The 18,677-nt window shown below is 62.0% G+C and carries 19 protein-coding genes and 1 other RNA gene; 11 read left to right on the top strand and 9 right to left on the bottom strand.

The genetic code is table 11. The features are described from left to right. Positions 1-20 precede the first annotated feature (20 nt). Entirely contained in the window at positions 21-1,664 is a 1,644-nt protein-coding gene (locus tag NA8A_RS13635; RefSeq protein ID WP_009450898.1) for an acyl-CoA synthetase, read from the bottom strand. A gap of 49 nt (positions 1,665-1,713) precedes the next feature. Next, positions 1,714-2,487 carry a sulfite exporter TauE/SafE family protein gene (locus tag NA8A_RS13630; RefSeq protein WP_040672611.1) on the bottom strand — a complete coding sequence of 258 codons (774 nt, stop codon included), beginning with the start codon at positions 2,485-2,487 and terminating at the stop codon, positions 1,714-1,716. A gap of 216 nt (positions 2,488-2,703) precedes the next feature. Here NA8A_RS13630 and NA8A_RS13625 point away from each other — a divergent pair, with 216 nt between their 5' ends. The 8 genes from NA8A_RS13625 to NA8A_RS13590 all read left to right on the top strand — a co-directional run bounded on the left by NA8A_RS13625 (position 2,704) and on the right by NA8A_RS13590 (position 10,483). After that, complete coding sequence (locus NA8A_RS13625; RefSeq protein WP_009450896.1) at positions 2,704-3,387, top strand: thiamine phosphate synthase; 684 nt, start codon at positions 2,704-2,706, stop codon at positions 3,385-3,387. A gap of 2 nt (positions 3,388-3,389) precedes the next feature. Continuing rightward, a complete protein-coding gene (locus tag NA8A_RS13620) occupies positions 3,390-4,409 on the top strand; it encodes a tetratricopeptide repeat protein (RefSeq protein ID WP_009450895.1) in 1,020 nt (339 codons plus the stop codon). A gap of 112 nt (positions 4,410-4,521) precedes the next feature. After that, a complete protein-coding gene (gene efp / locus NA8A_RS13615; RefSeq protein ID WP_009450894.1) occupies positions 4,522-5,085 on the top strand; it encodes an elongation factor P in 564 nt (187 codons plus the stop codon). 59 nt (positions 5,086-5,144) lie between these two features. Next, the gene (locus tag NA8A_RS13610) at positions 5,145-5,939 is read left to right on the top strand and encodes an inositol monophosphatase family protein (protein ID WP_009450893.1); all 795 of its coding nucleotides are present in this window, start codon (positions 5,145-5,147) and stop codon (positions 5,937-5,939) included. Between the two features lie 8 nt (positions 5,940-5,947). Beyond that, positions 5,948-6,745, top strand: a complete 798-nt coding sequence (locus tag NA8A_RS13605) for a glutamate racemase (RefSeq protein ID WP_009450892.1) — start codon at positions 5,948-5,950, stop codon at positions 6,743-6,745. A gap of 140 nt (positions 6,746-6,885) precedes the next feature. After that, positions 6,886-7,896: a MotA/TolQ/ExbB proton channel family protein gene (locus tag NA8A_RS13600; RefSeq protein ID WP_009450891.1), complete on the top strand. Its 1,011-nt coding sequence runs from the start codon at positions 6,886-6,888 to the stop codon at positions 7,894-7,896. Between the two features lies 1 nt (position 7,897). After that, positions 7,898-8,929, top strand: coding sequence for a peptidoglycan -binding protein (locus NA8A_RS13595; protein WP_009450890.1), 1,032 nt, complete (start codon positions 7,898-7,900; stop codon positions 8,927-8,929). A gap of 69 nt (positions 8,930-8,998) precedes the next feature. After that, positions 8,999-10,483, top strand: a complete 1,485-nt coding sequence (locus NA8A_RS13590) for a carboxypeptidase M32 (protein WP_009450889.1) — start codon at positions 8,999-9,001, stop codon at positions 10,481-10,483. 39 nt (positions 10,484-10,522) lie between these two features. Here the strand turns inward: NA8A_RS13590 and NA8A_RS13585 are convergent, their stop codons facing one another. Further along, complete coding sequence (locus NA8A_RS13585; RefSeq protein WP_009450888.1) at positions 10,523-12,340, bottom strand: ABC transporter transmembrane domain-containing protein; 1,818 nt, start codon at positions 12,338-12,340, stop codon at positions 10,523-10,525. A 209-nt stretch (positions 12,341-12,549) separates the two neighbouring features. Between NA8A_RS13585 and rpmE the strand changes: the two genes are divergently transcribed. Beyond that, positions 12,550-12,771, top strand: a complete 222-nt coding sequence (gene rpmE, locus NA8A_RS13580) for a 50S ribosomal protein L31 (RefSeq protein ID WP_009450887.1) — start codon at positions 12,550-12,552, stop codon at positions 12,769-12,771. Positions 12,772-12,839: 68 nt separating this feature from the next. On the opposite strand, the gene NA8A_RS13575 is transcribed toward rpmE, so the two are convergent. Both NA8A_RS13575 and NA8A_RS13570 read right to left on the bottom strand, forming a co-directional pair. Beyond that, positions 12,840-13,187: an Rdx family protein gene (locus NA8A_RS13575; RefSeq protein WP_009450886.1), complete on the bottom strand. Its 348-nt coding sequence runs from the start codon at positions 13,185-13,187 to the stop codon at positions 12,840-12,842. A gap of 59 nt (positions 13,188-13,246) precedes the next feature. Further along, complete coding sequence (locus tag NA8A_RS13570) at positions 13,247-13,996, bottom strand: YebC/PmpR family DNA-binding transcriptional regulator (protein WP_009450885.1); 750 nt, start codon at positions 13,994-13,996, stop codon at positions 13,247-13,249. Positions 13,997-14,169: 173 nt separating this feature from the next. Between NA8A_RS13570 and NA8A_RS13565 the strand changes: the two genes are divergently transcribed. Continuing rightward, complete coding sequence (locus NA8A_RS13565) at positions 14,170-14,988, top strand: MBL fold metallo-hydrolase (RefSeq protein ID WP_040672608.1); 819 nt, start codon at positions 14,170-14,172, stop codon at positions 14,986-14,988. A 27-nt stretch (positions 14,989-15,015) separates the two neighbouring features. Here the strand turns inward: NA8A_RS13565 and NA8A_RS13560 are convergent, their stop codons facing one another. From NA8A_RS13560 to ssrS, 4 genes are all read right to left on the bottom strand, one after another. Then, entirely contained in the window at positions 15,016-15,786 is a 771-nt protein-coding gene (locus NA8A_RS13560) for a TerC family protein (protein WP_009450883.1), read from the bottom strand. 104 nt (positions 15,787-15,890) lie between these two features. Next, entirely contained in the window at positions 15,891-16,715 is an 825-nt protein-coding gene (locus NA8A_RS13555; protein ID WP_009450882.1) for a TIGR00282 family metallophosphoesterase, read from the bottom strand. Between the two features lie 8 nt (positions 16,716-16,723). After that, positions 16,724-17,308 carry a 5-formyltetrahydrofolate cyclo-ligase gene (locus NA8A_RS13550; protein ID WP_009450881.1) on the bottom strand — a complete coding sequence of 195 codons (585 nt, stop codon included), beginning with the start codon at positions 17,306-17,308 and terminating at the stop codon, positions 16,724-16,726. Between the two features lie 152 nt (positions 17,309-17,460). Then, positions 17,461-17,616: non-coding RNA, 6S RNA (gene ssrS, locus NA8A_RS24710), on the bottom strand. Between the two features lie 223 nt (positions 17,617-17,839). On the opposite strand from ssrS, the gene NA8A_RS13545 reads away from it, so the two are divergent. Then, on the top strand, positions 17,840-18,676 hold the full coding sequence (locus NA8A_RS13545; RefSeq protein WP_009450880.1) for an AAA family ATPase: 837 nt from the start codon (positions 17,840-17,842) through the stop codon (positions 18,674-18,676). Position 18,677 lies beyond the last annotated feature (1 nt).

Raw genomic sequence — 18,677 nt, 5'->3', positions numbered from 1 at the left:
AGTTTGATTGGGTTTCGACCCTAAAGCGACTTCACCAGATCACGCAGCCGGAACTTCTGGATCTTGCCTGTCGACGTCCTTGGGATTTCGGAGAAAATCACGCTCTTCGGGCACTTGAAATGAGCAAGCAACGAACGGCAATGGGCGATGATCTCCTCTTCCGTTGCCTGCCTTCCTTCCTTCAGTTCCACAAACGCGATGGGCGTTTCGCCCCATCTCTCATCGCTCTTGGCCACCACTCCGCATGCGGCAACGGCCGGATGCTTGTAGAGGGCATCCTCTACCTCAATGGAGGAGATGTTCTCGCCCCCCGAGATGATGATGTCCTTGGAGCGGTCCTTGAGCTGAATATAGCCGTCGGGGTGCATCACCCCGAGATCGCCCGAATGAAACCATCCGCCGGCAAAGGCCTCACCCGTGGCGACCTTGTTCTTGAGGTAACCCTTCATCACGATGTTGCCGCGGAACATGACCTCGCCGATGGTCTCGCCGTCGCGCGGCGTTTCCACCATCGTCTCCGGGTCCATCACCGTAAGGTCGTCGAGCGCTGCATAGCGCACACCCTGGCGCGCCTTGCGGGAAGCGCGGCCGGCATCGTCCAGTTCATCCCACTCCGCCTTCCATTCGTTGACGACTGCAGGACCGTAGGTTTCCGTCAGCCCATAAAGATGCGTGACCACGAAGCCGGCCCTCGCCATACCCGACAGAACCGTTTCCGGCGGCGGCGCGGCAGCGGTATTGAAGGTCACCGTCTGTGTAAAACCGCGCTTCTGGTCATCGGGAGCATTCAGAAGCGTCGACATGACGATCGGCGCACCGCACAGATGCGTGACGCCATGATCGGCGATAGCATCGTACATCGCCTTCGCGCGCACCCAGCGCAGGCACACATGTGTTCCCCCGGTCAGCGCGAGCGTCCAGGGAAAGCACCAGCCATTGCAGTGGAACATGGGCAAGGTCCACAGATAGACGGCCCCCGATCCAAGCGCGGCATGCACCGTGTTCGCATAGGCCATCAGCGCCGCACCGCGATGGTGATAGACCACACCCTTCGGATTGCCCGTCGTGCCCGACGTATAATTGAGCGCGATGGCATCCCATTCGTCATCGGGGAGCGACCATGCAAACCCTGCATCGCCGGAGGAGACAAACGCCTCGTAATCGATGCTTCCGATACGTTCGCCCTTGGGATGCGGCGCGTCCTGCGCATATTCGGGATCGTCGTAATCGATTACGAGCGGTTTGACGCTTGCAAGCTCGAGCGCTTCCTTCATCACACTGGAGAATTCGCGGTCGACGATCACGACCTTGCTTTCCGCATGGTCGAGCTGGAAAGCGATGATCGGCGCATCAAGGCGCGTGTTGAGCGAATGCAGGACACCCTTGGTCATCGGAACACCATGGTGGGCTTCCAGCATGGGAGGCGTATTCGACAGCATCACGGTCACGGTATCGCCCTTGCCGATACCGTGCGCGGAAAGGGCGGAGGCAAGCTTGATCGAGCGTTCCCAGAACGTGGCGTAGTTTACGCTGGCCTCACCGTGGATGATCGCGATGCGTTCAGGAAACACCTTGGCCGCACGCTCAAGAAGCACCAGCGGCGTCAGGGCCTGATAGTTCGCGGGATTCTTGTCGAGATCCCGTTCATAAATATTTTCGGACACGAAAAACCTCCCGCAATTTGCGCCTATTAAGCACACGGCCCCCGACCCGTCACCACCCCATAAGGTCTGAGGCGCCGTCATGGATCAGCTTCAGGGAAACGATGAGCACCATGACATACATGAACGGGTAGAAGAGCTCGGGGCGCATACGCTTGACACCCCAGACCCCCAGAAGCGTCGCCAGCATGGCGACAGGCACCAGCATGGCCGAAGCCATGAGATTGGTGCGGTCGAACTGACCGAGCGCGAAATAGGGAACGAGCTTCACCAGATTGACCACGGCGAAGAACACAACGCTGGTGCCCGTGTAGATCTTCGGGTCTTGCCGAAGCGGCAGCGCATAGACCTGGTAGGGAGGACCGCCCGCATGCGCGACGAAGCTGGTGAAGCCCGCAGTCGAACCCCAGAACAGCCCGCGCGGCACACTGTGACGCGCCGTGCGCTCGCGCCCTCCGAGCTTTTCGAACAACCAGCGCAGGAAGAACGCCAGCGCCACGAGGCCGACGAGAATGCGCACATGCCCCTCGGTGACGACGGTGGCCGTGGCCCAGCCAATGGCTATGCCGATCACCGCGCCCGGCAGAAGAATGGCAAGCGTTCGCCGGTCATAGAAGCCGCGCCAGGCCCACAACGAAACCATGTCCATCACGATGAGAATCGGCAAAAGGATCGCAGCGGCCTGCACCGGCGGCACCGCCAGCGTCATCAGCGGGACGCCAAGCAGCGCCATGGCGCCGCCGAAACCGCCTTTCGACAAGCCGACGAGAAGCACTGCCGGAATGGCGGCCATATAGAATGCTGGGTTTGAAAGAAGCTCTGTCATGAATATCGGCTGGCTGGTCGCAAAGGCATAGAGCATCCATTCAGGACAGGGAAGAGCTGGCGCCAATATCGGCGGGCTCCGGGGGGGGGGGGGAGCGTCATCCGTTTTTCGTGTTCGGGCGATTCTCCTTGTCCCACGCCCCGTGGTTCGTCTATGCCCCATTCCAACCAAAATGACCGGCCAGAACGGGGCCGGCCCACCAGCGGGCGTCTTCGGATGGCCCGTTCGCTGGGCAAGCAGGAGTTTGAGACCATGCAGAACCGCTGCCGCCTCGTATTGATCGCCCCACCCCCTGAGCTTGCCGCCAATGACGACAGCCATGTCGAGGCGGCGCTGGCCGCAGGAGATGTCGCCTCTCTCATCATTCCCGACTATGGGCAGGACGAGGTAAGCTTCCAGGCGCGTGCCGAGCGGCTGACGCCCATTGCGCAGGCACATGGCGTGGCCGTGATGATCGCCGGCCCGGCCCGCATCGCCACCCGCGCAAAGGCTGATGGCATTCATGTCGAAGGCTCCCTGGAAAGCCTTGCTGAGACAGCCGAGAAATACCAGGACCGCATGATGATCGGCACAGGCAGCATCAAGACGCGCGACGATGCGCTCGAACGCGGCGAGGTTCAGCCCGACTACGTGTTCTTTGGCCGCTTCGGTTATGACAACAAGCCCGAGCCGCACCCGCGCAATCTCACCCTCGCCACGTGGTGGTCCGAGATGGTGCAGGTGCCCTGCATCGTGCTCGGCGGCAACGAGCTTTCCTCGGTGGAGGCCGTGGCGCGCACCGGGGCCGATTTCGTGGCTCTGGGTTCAGCCGTCTTCTCCGACGAGACGGACCCGGCCCGTGCCGTTGCCGAAGCCAATGCCCTTCTCGACAGGGCGGCGTCGCACTTCGAAGGAGCCTAGGAATGTCTGGACGCAAGACAGCGGTATGCCTGATCGCCGCATCCCTGTTTGCGGGACTGGGAAACACTTACGCGGCAGCACCCGATGCGGCGGAAGAATCTGCCCCACCCCAGCGCATGGACCGTCTTGAACCGCCGGGCGACCGTCCCTTGAGCAGCCCCACCATCGACCGGGTCGACCCCAGCCGCTTCGGAACCTTGCCGGATGCTGCCTATGGCGCATTTCAGCGCGGTTACTACATCACGGCCCATAATCTCGCTCTCCCGCGCGCCGAGAGTGGCGATGCGGCGGCCCAGACGCTGATCGCCGAAATCTATGCGCGGGGCCTCGGCATGCCGCGCAATGCGAAGAAAGCTGCCGAATGGTACGCCAAGGCGGCAGAACAGGGCGTGCCCGAAGCCCAGTTCCAATACGCGCTGATGTTGCTCGACGGCAATTTCGTGCCCAAGGATACCAATCGTGCTTATGAGCTGATGCAGGTCGCAGCAGACAATGGCAACCGGCTGGCCCAGTTCAACGTGGCGCAGATGATCCTCGACAAGCATCCTGGCTTCGAGAACGAGAAGCGCGCTGTCGCTTACTACCAGAGCGCCGCCGATGCCGGCCTGGCCGACGCGCAATATGCCATGTCGCAGGTCTATGCGAACGGTTTCGGCGGGCGCGAGATCGACGGCAAGGAAGCGCGCCGCTGGCTGCTTCTGGCCGCCCGGCAGGGCTTCGATACCGCACAGCTCGATCTGGGCACATGGATGGTCGAGGGTCGCGGCGGCGAGCGCAACCCGCAAGAGGGTTTCGCCTGGCTCAAGCGCGCCGCCGAAGGCGGCAATATCGCTGCCCAGAACCGGTTGGCGAAACTTTATCGCGCGGGCATCGGCACGGAAGGCGATGTGCAGGAGGCTGCCGCCTGGTATATCTCCGCACGCCGCGCAGGCCTCATCGACCCCCAGATGGAGGACTTCCTTGCCGGCCTCACCCCGGAGGAAATGAAGGAAGCGATACAGCGCGCCAATCGGTTGCGCTGACCTTTTCGAGGTTCATCTTTGGCCCACCGGCTTGCCTTGGCAGGCGTTTTATGGTCTTGGAAGCGCCAAATTGCGCGCTTCGACGCGCCAAGGACCCGCAGGACGTCTCATCATGAAAATCAATGGCAACGAAATCCGCCCCGGCAACGTCATCGAACACAATGGCGGCCTCTGGGTTGCGGTCAAGACCAACGCGGTGAAGCCCGGCAAGGGCGGCGCCTACAACCAGGTCGAACTGAAGAACCTGATCGACGGCACCAAGCTCAATGAGCGGTTCCGCGCCGCCGAGACGGTCGAGAAGGTTCGTCTCGAACAGAAGGACTTCACGTTCCTCTACGAGCAGGAAGAAGCCCTGGTGTTCATGGATTCTGAAACCTACGAGCAGCTTGAGCTGCAGAAGGATTTCGTCGGCGACCGCGCCGCCTTCCTTCAGGACGGCATGACCGTCACTGTGGAGCTCTATGAGGAAAAGCCGATCGGCATCTCCCTGCCGGATCAGGTGACCCTTCAGGTGGTGGAAGCCGACCCGGTCGTGAAGGGCCAGACGGCAGCCTCTTCCTACAAGCCCGCCGTGATGGAAAACGGCGTGCGCGTTATGGTTCCGCCCTTCATTCAGTCGGGCGAACGGATCGTGGTCGACACGAACGAAATCACGTATCTGCGCCGCGGCGAATAAGCCCCGGCGCAACCAACCGAATTTCCGCAGGCAAGCATAAAGACGAAGGCTGAAATCACATGGCCCGTTCGGCAATCATCAATGTCATGGTTCAGGCCGCGATGAAGGCGGGCCGCTCGCTTGCCCGCGATTTCGGCGAAGTGCAGAACCTGCAGGTCTCCCTTAAAGGCCCCGGCGACTATGTCAGCCAGGCCGACCGCAAGGCCGAGGAGATCATTCACGCCGAGTTGTCGCGTGCGCGCCCCGGCTATTCCTTCCTGATGGAGGAAGGCGGTACCATCAAGGGCGACGATCCCCAGCATCGCTGGATCATCGATCCTCTGGACGGCACCACCAACTTCCTGCATGGCATTCCGATCTTCTCGATCTCGATCGCGCTGGAACGCCAGGGGCAGATCGTGGCAGGCGTCATTTACAATCCGGCCATGGATGAGCTCTACACCGCCGAGCGCGGCGGCGGCGCCTTCCTGAACGACCGCCGCCTGCGCGTCGCGGCCCGCACCAAGCTATCAGATTGCGTGATCGGCACCGGCATCCCCCATCTTGGCCGTGGCCATCACGGCGTATCCCTGCTCGATCTGCGCAACGTTATGGCAGAAACCGCGGGCATTCGCCGCCTGGGTTCGGCGGCCCTCGATCTGGCGTATGTCGCAGCCGGGCGCATGGACGGCTTCTGGGAAGATTCGCTTTCTCCCTGGGATATTGCCGCCGGCATCCTCATGGTGCGCGAAGCAGGCGGTTTCGTCTCCGACAAGGAAGGTGGTCAGGCCATGTTCGATACGGGCAAGATTGTCGCCGGCAATGAGCTGATCCACCGCGCGCTCGTGAAGACGCTCGCCCAACCGGCCCGCTGAGAACCGGTTTGACGTCTCTGCACCGGCCCATAGCGGTTTTCGATGCCGGTATCGGCAGCTACGCCATTGTCACCGAGATCAGGAAGCGCCTGCCCAGGCAGGACATTCTCTATTTCGCCGATCGGGCGAGCTTTCCCTACGGCGCGATGGGCCGGGAGCGCATGCTGGCCACCATGCGCGCAACGATCGATTTTCTCTCCGGCTACGATCCCTGCGCAATCGTCATCGCTTCGAACGCTCCCTCGATCATGGTCTTCGATGCGTTGAAACCCTTCAGCCCGGTACCGATTTTCGATGTCTTCCCGCCGCTGGCCGAAGCACTGGAAGCGTCGCAAAGCGGATCGGTGGGCATCATGGGCGTGCGCTCGCTCATCGAAAGCGAGATGCTGCCGCCATTCATCGCAAGACACACCGATAACCCGCAACGCGTGGCGACCTTCAACGCATCCTCGATGGTCGCCCTGGTGGAAGACGGTTCTTTTCTGTTTGATCCCGTCACCACACAGGAAGCAGTCAACGCCTTCACCGGCGACATCTTCGCCCGGTATCCGGACATCGATGTCCTGACGCTGTCGAGCACGCATCTTCCCTGGCTGCGCCCATTTTTCGAGAAGGCACGCCCGAACTGCATGTTTCTCGATCCCGCGGAGGCGATCGTCGCCGGCATCGGCGATGGAAAGCCGGGCAACGGCTATATTCTCGGGCTCGCCACCGAGAGCCCGGATTACGACCTCGCCACCTTCCAGCACATGCTGGCGCTGATCGGCGTCGACATTCCGCTCGAAAGCGTCGCTCCCCTCGCCTGAGACGAGCGCCGGGGACGGCCATTGCTTATGCTCGGCTAAGCACATGCGTGCGGTCACTTTCAATTTCGTCATATTTGCGATTACAGTCTGCGCTATCGGAATCATGGTTGATTCAGCGTCGCAAAGGACTTGAGGAGCGGATGGCCTTGCTGAAATCGCGGGAGGATGACGGACTTTCCGGAGGGATCGATTACGATCCCCACACATTGTCCAGCCCACAGGTTTTCCTGTACTCGATGCTGATCTTCCTGGCGATAGCCGGTTTTGTCGCCGCGATCCTGTTCCGCCAGGTTTCGTCGGCCTTCCAGACGAACCCCGGCCTGAACGGGCTCATCCTGGGCGTGCTCCTGATCGGCATATTACTGGCCTTTCAGCAGGTGATCCGCCTTTTCAAGGAAGTGCGCTGGGTCAATTCCTTCCGCGCCGGCGGGGATGCCTCGGACCCGGTGCTGCTCGCTCCGATGAAGGCGCTGCTCAGCCGCTCTTCATCGGTCGCCCTTTCCACCAGCTCCATGCGCTCGATCCTCGATTCGATCGCCACCCGCCTCGACGAAAGCCGCGACATCTCGCGCTACCTGATCGGTCTTCTGGTCTTTCTCGGCCTGCTTGGCACCTTCTGGGGTCTGTTGCAGACCATCGGCTCCATCGGCGACACGATCCAGTCCCTCGACCCGGCCTCCGGCAACGCCAACGATGTTCTGGGCGCGCTGAAAAGCGGATTGTCCGCGCCGCTCGACGGTATGGGAACGGCGTTTTCGTCTTCGCTGTTCGGCCTCTCGGGCTCGCTGATCCTGGGTTTCCTCGACCTGCAGGCAGGCCGCGCCCAGAACCGCTTCTATACCGAACTTGAAAACTGGCTTTCCTCCGTCACAGACTTGGGTTCCGACCTCGCCGAGGGCCGCGGCAACACATCCGAGCAGTTGCAGGCCCTGGCCGAAAAGCTGCGAACGGTGCAGGAGGGCGGCGCCACCAACCCGCGCCTTGCGGCCTCCATGGCCAATCTTGCCGAAGGCATTTCCGGACTGGTGAAGAACATGCGCCAGGAACAGCAGATGATGCGCGACTGGGTGGAATCCCAGGCCGAGGAGCAAAAGGCCCTGCGCACCACACTGGAGAAGATAGCGACCTCCCTGAAACGGCGGGACAGCTGACGTGGCGCTCGCCCGAGGACGCCGCAGCGACCGTCGCGTCGATTACTGGCCGGGCTTCGTGGACGCCTTGGCGACGCTTCTGCTCGCCATCATGTTTCTGCTCTCGGTCTTCGTGCTTGCGCAGTATTTCCTGAGCCAGGAAATCAGCGGCAAGGATGCCGTGCTCGACCGGTTGAACGCACAGATCAACGAGCTGACGCAGCTTCTGGCGCTTGAGCAGGCGAATTCACAGGATGCGGAGGACGCTCTCGCCAGCCTCCGCGCCTCCCTTGCCGATGCCGAAGCGGAAAAATCACGCCTGCAGCAGCTTCTCGACAGCGGCAGCGGCCAGAGCGAGGAAGCCGCCGTGCGCATCGGCGAATTGAGCGGCGCGCTGGACAGCGAGCGCCAGATCAGCCAGCGCGCACTGTCACAGGTCGAACTCCTGAACCAGCAGATTTCAGCGCTCCGCAAGCAGATCGGTGCGTTGGAGGCGGCACTTGAGGCATCCGAGAAGCGCGACCGCGAATCCAACACCAAGATCGCGGATTTGGGTCGCCGCCTGAATGTCGCTCTTGCCCAGCGCGTTCAGGAGCTGAACCGATACCGCTCGGACTTCTTCGGACGGCTGCGCGAAATTCTGTCCGACCGCGAGAACATCCGCATCGTCGGCGACCGTTTCGTCTTCCAGTCTGAAGTGCTCTTCTCCTCGGGCGCGACCGAGATCAATCCGAATGGCGAGGCCGAGATGAAGAAACTCGCCGAGGCCATCCTCGAACTGCAGAAGGAAATCCCCCCGGAAATCAACTGGGTGCTGCGCGTGGACGGCCACACGGACAACGTGCCGCTTTCCGGCACCGGACGCTTCCGCGACAACTGGGAGCTCTCCACCGCGCGTGCGACGGCTGTGGTGAAGTTCCTGATCCAGAACGGCGTTCCGGCCAATCGCCTTGTTGCCGCCGGGTTCGGCGAGTACCAGCCGCTCGATACGGCCGAGACGCCGGAAGCCCGCGCCCGCAACCGCCGCATCGAGCTCAAGCTCACCGAACGCTGAGCTGACGTCCTTCTGCACGGCCGGGCGGTTCCCTTGCCCCGGCTGTTCCGTATCAAGCGAGGTTTCCGCATGTCCTTCCAGAAGCTCGATGAACTCTGCCGCAGGCTGCAAGCCTTCGACCACGCGCTTGCCATTCTCGGCGCCGACGAGGCCACCCACATGGCGCCCGGTGGCGGTGAGGCGCGGGCTGAAGCCATGTCCACGCTTGCCGGCATGGCGCACCGCCAGTCGACCGCGCCGGAGATCGGCGACTGGATCGCAGCCGCCGAAGCGGAAGATCTGAACGCGGAGGAAAAGGCCGCCGTCGCGGAATTCCGCCGCCACTACACCAACCTGACCTGCCTTCCGTCCGACTTCGTGGAGCGGCAGACACGCACGCGCATGCGCTCCGAACAGCTGTGGCGCGAGATGCGCGAACGCGGCGACTGGGCTGGCTTCCTGCCGGCGCTGGAAGGTGTGATCGACCTTGCCCGCGAAGAAGCCCACATGCGCGCCGAGGCACTCGATCTTGCCCCCTATGACGCCCTCATGGAGCAATACGACCCCGGCAATCGGGCAGCCGAAATCACACCGGTGTTCGGTGAACTGAAGAACTTCCTCGTCGATTTCGTGCCGCGTGCGTTGGAAGCGCAGGCGCGGCGGCTGGAGCGGCAGCCGCTCCGCGCCCTTTCCGGCTCCTATCCCGTCGAGCGTCAGCGCGAGCTGGGGCTCTCCATGATGGCAGCCGTCGGCTTCGACCTGACGCGCGGCAGTCTTTCCGTCTCGCACCATCCTTTCTGCGGCGGTGTCCCGACGGATGTCCGCATCACCACCCGCTACAAGACCGGAGAGTTCCTGTCCTCGCTGATGGGCATTCTGCACGAAACGGGCCATGCCCTTTATGAGCAGAACCTGCCCGCTCGCTGGGCGCACTGGCCCCTGGGCAAGGCGCGCGGCATGGCGATCCATGAAAGCCAGAGCCTGTTCGTTGAAAAGCAGATCGGCCGCAACCCCGCGTTCTGGGAATGGGCCTTGCCGGTGGTCGAAAACCATCTCGGTGAAAAATGGTCGCAAGACGAGATTCTCGCCCATGTCCACCATGTCGAGCCCGGACTGATCCGCGTCGACGCGGATGAGGTGACCTATCCGCTTCACGTCATTCTGCGGTTCGAGCTGGAGCAGGAGTTGATTTCCGGCACACTGGAAGCCCGCGACCTGCCGGAGGCGTGGGACGCCAGAATGCGCGCCTATCTCGGTCTTTCAACCATCGACACACCGCAAGACGGCCCGATGCAGGATGTTCACTGGCCCTCTGCCGCGTTCGGCTATTTCCCCTCCTACACGCTCGGCGCCATGATCGCGGCCCAGCAATGGGCGGCCATCGAAAAGGACATGCCCGACGTGAATGCGCAGATCGCTGCCGGCGATTTCGAAGCGGTCAACGCCTGGCGGCGCGACCGCATCTGGTCGCAGGGATCGCGCTGGTCCACGCCGGAACTCATTGAGCGGGCGACGGGCGAACCGCTCAACGCGGCTCATTTCCTTCGCCACCTGGAAGCACGCTACGGCGCATAGCTGCGATTACAGCGAAGGCGGGAAGCCCGAAACGAAGAGCTATTCCGCCGCGTCCCCGAAAGCATTGGCTCCGGCTTCGAACTGCAGGCTGGCGAGCTTGGCATAAACACCACCTCTCGCCACGAGTTCTACATGGGTACCCGCTTCCACGATGCGCCCTTCATCGAGAACGAGGATGCGGTCGGCCTTGAGTACGGTCGCCAGCCGATGCGCGATGACCAGCGTCGTGCGGCCTTTCATCAGATGCTCAAGCGCCTTTTGCACCAGCGTTTCGCTTTGGGAATCGAGTGCCGACGTGGCCTCGTCCAGAAGCAGGATCGGCGCATCGCGCAAAATGGCGCGCGCAATCGCCACACGCTGCCTCTGACCACCCGAGAGCGTGACACCACGCTCGCCGACCGGCGTGTCATACCCCTCAGAAAGCTCGCAAATGAAATCATGGGCAAGCGCCGCCTTCGCCGCCGCCTCGATCTCTGCACGCGAGGCCTCCGGCCGCCCGAAGGCGATGTTCTCGGCAGCACTTGCGGCAAAGATCGTCACATCCTGCGGCACGATTGCCATGCGCGAGCGAAGCGCCTGCGGATCGGCCGAACGCACATCGACGCCGTCCAGCAGGACGTGCCCGCCATCGACATCGTAATACCGCAGGAGCAGCGAGAAGATGGTGCTCTTGCCCGCCCCCGAGGGGCCGACAATGGCGATTGTCTCCCCCGGCTCCACTGCAAAGGACAACCCATGCAGGGCCGAACGGTCGCGCCGTGTCGGGTAGGCGAAGGAAACATCCTCGAAGGAAACCGCGCCGCGCGGCGGCTGCGGCAGGGCAACGGGATTTGCAGGCGCAACGATGGCCGGGTCTTCCGCCAGAAGCTCGCTCATGCGCTCCGCAGCGCCTGCGGCCTGCGACAGCTCACCCCAAACCTCGGAGAGGGCGCCGAGTGCCCCGGCCGCGAGAACGGAGTAAAGCAGGAACTGGCCGAGCGTTCCGGGCGTCATGGCGCCCGAAAGCACATCGCGTGAGCCGAACCACAGAACCGCGACAACCGACGAGAACGTCATGAAGATCGCGAAGAAAGTGAGGAGCGAACGCGCGAAGATCGAGGACCGTGCCGCCGCGAAGGCCGTCTCGATGGCGTTTGAAAACTTGCCGCGCACGGCTTTCTCACCCGTGAAGGCCTGCAACGTGCGCACCGCGCCAATCTGTTCGCTGGCATAGGCGGTCGCCGTGGCAAGCGTATCCTGCGCGAAGCGCGAACGGCGGCGCACCGAGCGACCGAAGGCGACAAGCGGAAACACGATCACCGGAATGGCAAGCACCACCAATAGAGAGAGGCGCGGACTGGTGACAACCATCATCCCGACGGCACCGAGCCCCATGATGAGATTGCGAAGTGCCACGGATGCCGTCGCACCGACCGCCGATTTGACCTGCGTCGCATCCGCCGAGAGCCGCGAAACGATCTCGCCCGACTGAACGCTGTCGAAGAAGCCTGGCGAAAGCCGGGTGACATGATCGAACACGTCGCGCCGCAAATCCGCCACCACCCGTTCGCCGAGCGTGATGACGAAGAAATACCGCCCTGCCGAAGCCAGTGCGAGCACTGCGGCCACCACCACCAGCATGGAAAAATAATTGGCGATGAAGATGGAATCCTGTTCAGAGAAACCATGGTCGATCATGCGACGCACGGCGAGCGGCAGTGTGAGCGTGGCAAGCGCTGCAAGGATGAGGAAGAATACGGCACCCGCCATCAGGCCCGGATAACGCCCGATATAGGGGAACAGGCGCCTCAACGGCTGCAGGGAGCGCCTCTTGCCTGCCGTGCCACCTGCCCCCGTATCCGTGTCGGTGCGCGCCATCCGCCCCATCCCCTTCAGTCGTCGCAATGCCGCGATGGACAAATTGTGCACCGCTCAAGCCTTGTCTTGGCGAAACGCCTGATGTATAGGCTCGCCAACCTCTGCGAAGCCGTAGCCTTCCTTGGCCGCGGCTTCAAGTTTTGAAGATGGGTGCAATTGCCGCAAGAGCGGATGAATTGAAACCCGCCAACCAAGTTCAGGACAGACCGATGAAAGCCGAAATTCATCCCGACTATCACATGATCAAAGTCGTCATGACCGACGGCACCGAGTACGAGACCCGCTCCACCTGGGGCAAGGAAGGCGACACGCTGCAGCTCGACATCGACCCGTCCTCGCATCCGGCGTGGACCGGCGGCCAGCAGTCGCTGGTTGACCGCGGCGGCCGCGTCTCCAAGTTCAAGCAGCGTTACCAGGGCCTGGGCATCTAAGCTCGATACGCTCCGGGCGGTCTTGCCGACCGTGTCCGGCCTCGGAAAAGATCAAACAAAAAACCCGCCTATTCCGGCGGGTTTTTTGTTTCTGTCCTGTCGATATGGCCAAGGTCCCGTTCGGGATCGATCTGATCGCGAACGAGCTGTTTCAGCGTCTTGGCATCGGGGAAGCCGCCATCACGCTTGCGCTCCCAGATCAGAACGCCGTTGCAGGTGATCTCGAAAATACCGCCCGTGCCGGGCTTCAGCGCCACTTCGTCCAGCTCTGTCGAAAAGGTGGACAGGAGCTCCTGCGCGAGCCACGCGGACCGCAGGAGCCACTGGCATTGCGTGCAATAGGTGATCGCAACGCTGGAGCGCCGTGCGTCCTCTCGGACGCACAAAGGATGCTCTATCTTGTCATTTTTCCGCATTTATGCGGACGTCAGGTGTTTCCACCTGACTGCAAAATGCTTCAGTTCGCTCACCACGCTCAGGCCGCGCTGAGCTTGGCGAGCGTGGCGTCGTCCACCTCGAAATTGGCATAGACGTTCTGCACATCGTCATCATCTTCAAGCGTGGCGACCAGCTTGAGGATCGACTGCGCGCGCTCCTCGTCCACCGGCGTGCCGGTCTGCGGACGCCAGATCGCCTTCACCGATTCCGCCTCGCCGAGCGCCGTTTCCAGCGCCGACGTCACCTCGCCGATATCCTCGAAGCCGCAGATGATGACATGGCCGTTCTCATCGGACTGAACATCTTCAGCGCCTGCCTCGATAGCAGCTTCCATCACCTTGTCGGCATCGCCGACGCTCACCGGATAGACGATCTCGCCCACCCGGTCGAACATGAAGGAAACGGAGCCCGTCTCGCCAAGCGATCCGCCAGCCTTGGTGAAGGCCGCGCGAATGTTGGAGGCAGAGCGGTTGCGGTTGTCGGTCAGCGCCTCAACGATGACCGCCACGCCACCGGGGCCATAGCCTTCGTAGCGCACTTCCTCGTAGTTTTCGGAATCGCCGCCGGCGGCCTTCTTGATGGCGCGCTCGATATTGTCCTTCGGCATGGACTGGGCCTTGGCGTTCTGGATCGCCAGACGCAGGCGCGGGTTCATCGCGGGATCAGGCAGGCCGGCCTTGGCGGCAACGGTGATTTCACGCGCCAGCTTGGAAAACATCTTCGAGCGGACGGCATCCTGCCGGCCCTTGCGGTGCATGATGTTCTTGAATTGGGAATGACCGGCCATGGGGCTCCTTCTCACGGTCTTTTGAAAACATCGGAATTGTGGCGCCTTATAGTGAAATTGGCCGCAAACGTCCAGAACCGCGCACCATCGCGCTGCAAGGAAGCCGAAGCGGCAGAATGCGAGACCTGAAGCCGCGACCAACATCACGGGAGATGCCTGCCATGAATGCCCGCATGAACGGACTCCGCATGACCGCCATTCTGTTATGGTCCATCATCGCCATCCCGCTTGCCGTAGCGCAAGTGTCGGACCAGGCCCGGCAACGACCGAGCACGTGCCTTGCCGTCGCGCAGGCCCTTCCCCACGTGATCTACGCCTCTTTCGCCACGCCCGTTGCTGGACGGGGCGACCCCGTTACGATCACCTATGCGGGCCATTCCACCTATGTGATCCGCACGCCTGCCGGCGTCACCATCGCCACGGATTATTCCGGCGCTTACGGGAACGACCCGCTGCCGGGCGTCGTCACCATGAACAAGGCCCATTCCACCCATTATTCCATGAACCCCGACCCGGCCATCGAGCATGTCCTGCACGGCTGGGGCGAAAATGGCGAGCCTGCCAGCCATTCATTGATGGTGGACGATGTCTACATCCGTAATGTCACGACTGATATCAACCGCTACGGCCTTGTGGAGCCCAACGCCAATTCCATCTTCATCTTCGAGGTCGCAGGACTGTGCATCGGCCATCTGGGACATCTGCACCACCGGCTGGAAGACGCTCACTACGCAGCGATAGGCCGCCTGGATGTGCTGATGGTGCCTATTGATGGCGGGCTAACCCTTTCCCTCGACGGCATGAGCGAAATCGCCCGCCGGCTGTCCTCATCGATCATCCTGCCCATGCATCGCCATGCGACGCCGCTCAGCGAGTTCACGAGCCGCATGGGCGCGGCTTTCGATCTGGATTTCCGCGACACAGCCGCCATATCGATCTCGATCGATACGCTGCCCCGCCGCCCTACCATCGTGGTGCTGCGGGGCGTCTGAACCGCATGCGCGCGGGATGAAGCCGCTCTATTCCAGCGTCTTTCCGGCGGCAAGCTCCCTGTCATGGGCCCGCTTGCGTCGCGCCAGCATGTTCAGGCCTTCCACAAGGGCGGAAAAGCCCATGGCCGCATAGATATAGCCCTTCGGCACGTGGAAGCCCATTCCGTCGGCAATCAGCGTCATGCCGATCATCAGAAGGAAGGCGAGCGCCAGCATGACCACGGTGGGATTGGCCGCGATGAAGCGTGACAGCGGCTCGGCGGCGATCAGCATCACGGTCACCGCACTGATGACAGCGATAAACATGATGGCGATCTCGTCGGTCATGCCAACGGCGGTGATGATGGAATCGATGGAAAAAACGAGATCGAGCATCAATATCTGAACGATGGCGGCGCCCACCGTCATCGTCACCTTGCCCATCATGTTTTCCTTGCCGTCCACGGGATCGACCGAATGATGGATTTCCTTCGTGGCCTTCCAGACGAGGAACAGGCCGCCGGCGATCAGGATCAGGTCGCGCCAGGAGAAGCCGTGGCCGAAAAGGGTGAAGACCGGCGCCGTGAGCTGAACGATGAAGGAGATGGTGGCCAGAAGCGCCAGTCGCAGAATGAGCGCAGCCCCGATGCCTATGCGTCGCGCCGAGGCCTGATTTTCAGGCGGCAGCTTGTTCGTCAGGATGGAAATGAAGATCAGATTGTCGATGCCGAGCACGATCTCCAGCACCACGAGTGTGGCCAGGGCAACCCAGGCCTCCGGGCTGGAAACGAAGTCGAAATATCCGGCAAGCCATTCCATTGGAGCCCCCTCGATGGAAAATCTTCAGCACCGTCCGGGCCGGCCCGGACGGAGGCCCGCGAAGCGGCTAATTCCAGCAGAAGTAGGAACGAGGTCCCGCCCCGTCAACGCCAGAAGGCGGGAACGGTTTCCTCAAGACGCGGCCCGAGCCGCAACGGCGCAATCTTTTCGGCAAGACCGGTACGGTCGGAAATCTCGACAGCAAGTCCACAGATGGTCGCCGGTCCGTTTGCCGCTTCGAAGCGCCCCTTGGGCACCTTAGCGGTAAAACGGTTCAACGGTTCATCCTTGTCCATGCCGAGCGAGGAATTGTAATCGCCGCACATGCCTGCGTCGGAAAGATAACCCGTCCCGCCATCGAGAATCTGATGGTCGGCGGTCGGCTGGTGGGTATGCGTGCCTACGACAACGCTTGCGCGTCCGTCGACGAAATGGCCGAAGCACATCTTCTCCGAGGTCGCCTCGGCGTGAAAATCGATGATCACCGCATCCGCCTGCTCGCCCAGCGGACAGGCCGCAAGCACATCCTCCCCACAGGCGAAGGGATCGTCGAGCTCGGGATGCATGAAGACCCGGCCCATGATGTTGGAAACGAGCACACGCGCCCCGTTACGCGCGATATAGACGCCCGAGCCCCGGCCGGGCGTACCCTTGGGAAAATTCGCAGGCCGCAGGAAACGCTCCTCGCGCGGCGCAAAAGTCAGCGCCTCGCGCTGGTCCCAGACGTGATTGCCCGTGGTCACCACATCCGCGCCCGCATCGAGCGTGTTGCGGAAAATCTCCTCGGTAATGCCGAAACCGCCTGCCGCGTTCTCGCCATTCACCACCACGAAATCGAGCCTGAAGTCGGAAATCAGTCCCGGAAGCTTGTCCCAGACCGCCGTCCTGCCGGACCGCCCCACCATGTCGCCAAGAAACAGAAATCGCATGGGCTCTTCTATAAAGCTGAAGCGAGGCGGCGCAAGCCGCTTTCGGTCAGGATTTCAGCAATTGCCACGTCATGATCCTCATCGGGCACGCGCTCCACCTCCTGGCAATCGAAGGCAATGCCGATCAGCCGCGGCTTGCGGCCACGCTCGGCAAGCCGCGCTATGGCCCGATCATAATACCCGGCGCCATAGCCGATCCGGTGTCCCCGCCCGTCGAAGGCCGCGAGCGGCACGAGCATCAGGTCGGGCTCAAGCACGGCAGCCGCCGAGCCGGGCCCTTGCGTGCCGAAGCCCATGTCGACGAGTTGCGCGTCGCGCATGAATGCCCGGAAGACGATGGTGGTCTTGTCGAGGATCGCCGGCAGACAGAGCCGCGCACCGCGTTCGGCAAGCGCTTCCATCAGCGGCCGCACATCCATTTCAGAACGCATTGGCCAGAAGCCCGCCACCACCGCGTCGGGCGGCAGATCGAGCCTGGAGGCCCAGTCGACAAGCGAAAATGCCACCTGCGCCCGCCACGCCACATCCAGCGCATCGCGCCTGGCCAGCGCCTGCCGGCGGAGTTCTTTCTTGAGATCGCGGGAGGATGTCATGGCAAGCTATCAGCAAAGGCAGAACGTGGGAGTGCGAGATGTGACTGCATGCCCGCCAGACTAGAGCATATAGCAGCCAGCTGGGAACTCCATGCGCCCATCTGAATGCAGAAAATCAAGAAGATAGAGCCACATGGGCAAAAAGAGGAAGGTCGCGATCCACGGCGACCGATGGAATGTTGATCCCGGGAACCTACAATGTAGGTGGGCGCCGTGTGACCAAGCCCACGGGCCGGGTCAGGAACAGCTCCCTTAAGGATCAATAAGGCCCCGGGGATAAGTTTTCCTGTCGGGAAGCGCAGATCGCTGGAACCCAATATAAGGCCCGCCGCGCATCTGCGCCAGTGGAACGATGCGCTTGCACTCGCAATTTTCACCCCATAATTTCGCTGAGGCATTTTGCGCGCGGGCGGCTCCATCTGGCACGTGCATCAACACCGAAGAACAAGAAGATTGAGCGGGGCGGCGTTTCCATCAAATGAAAAGCCGATCTATAACGTTTCGACTTGAACAAACTCCTGGGACAAAAGCATGCGTTTTGAAGGCACGGCGGATTATGTGGCCGACAAGGATCTGATGGTGGCCGTCAACGCGGCAATTGCGCTGGAGCGCCCTCTCCTGGTCAAGGGGGAGCCCGGCACCGGCAAGACGGAGCTCGCCCGACAGGTGGCGGCAAGCCTCGGCCTCGACCTGATCGAATGGCACGTCAAGTCCACCACGCGCGCGCAGCAGGGGCTTTACGAATATGACGCCGTATCGCGCCTGCGCGACAGCCAGTTGGGCGACGAGCGCTTCAACGACATCGCAAACTACATAAAGCGCGGCAAGCTCTGGGAGGCATTCGCCGCAGAGCGCAAGTGCGTTCTCCTGATCGACGAGATCGACAAGGCCGATATCGAGTTTCCCAACGATCTCCTCCAGGAACTCGATAAGATGGAATTCTTCGTCTACGAGACGGGCGAGACGATACGCGCCGTCAACCGGCCCATCGTCATCATCACCTCCAACAACGAGAAGGAGTTGCCCGACGCCTTCCTGCGCCGCTGCTTCTTCCATTATATCCGCTTTCCCGATGCTGAAACGCTGACCCGCATCGTCGAGGTTCATTATCCCGGCATCAAGCAGAAGCTCGTTTCGCAAGCGCTTGCCCAGTTCTACGAGATCCGCGAAATGGCGGGCCTGAAGAAGAAGCCTTCGACCTCGGAGGCACTGGACTGGATAAGGCTGCTCGTCGCCGATGACGTGCAGCCGGAGGACCTGCGCACAGACGCGAAAAACGCCCTTCCCCGGCTCCACGGCGCATTGCTGAAGAACGAACAGGACGTGCACCTGTTCGAGAAGCTCGCCTTCATGACGCGTCGGCAGTGAT

Origin of the sequence: Nitratireductor indicus C115 (assembly GCF_000300515.1) — a bacterium.
GTDB lineage: Bacteria > Pseudomonadota > Alphaproteobacteria > Rhizobiales > Rhizobiaceae > Nitratireductor > Nitratireductor indicus.
This window is presented reverse-complemented; position numbering and strand designations above follow the sequence as displayed.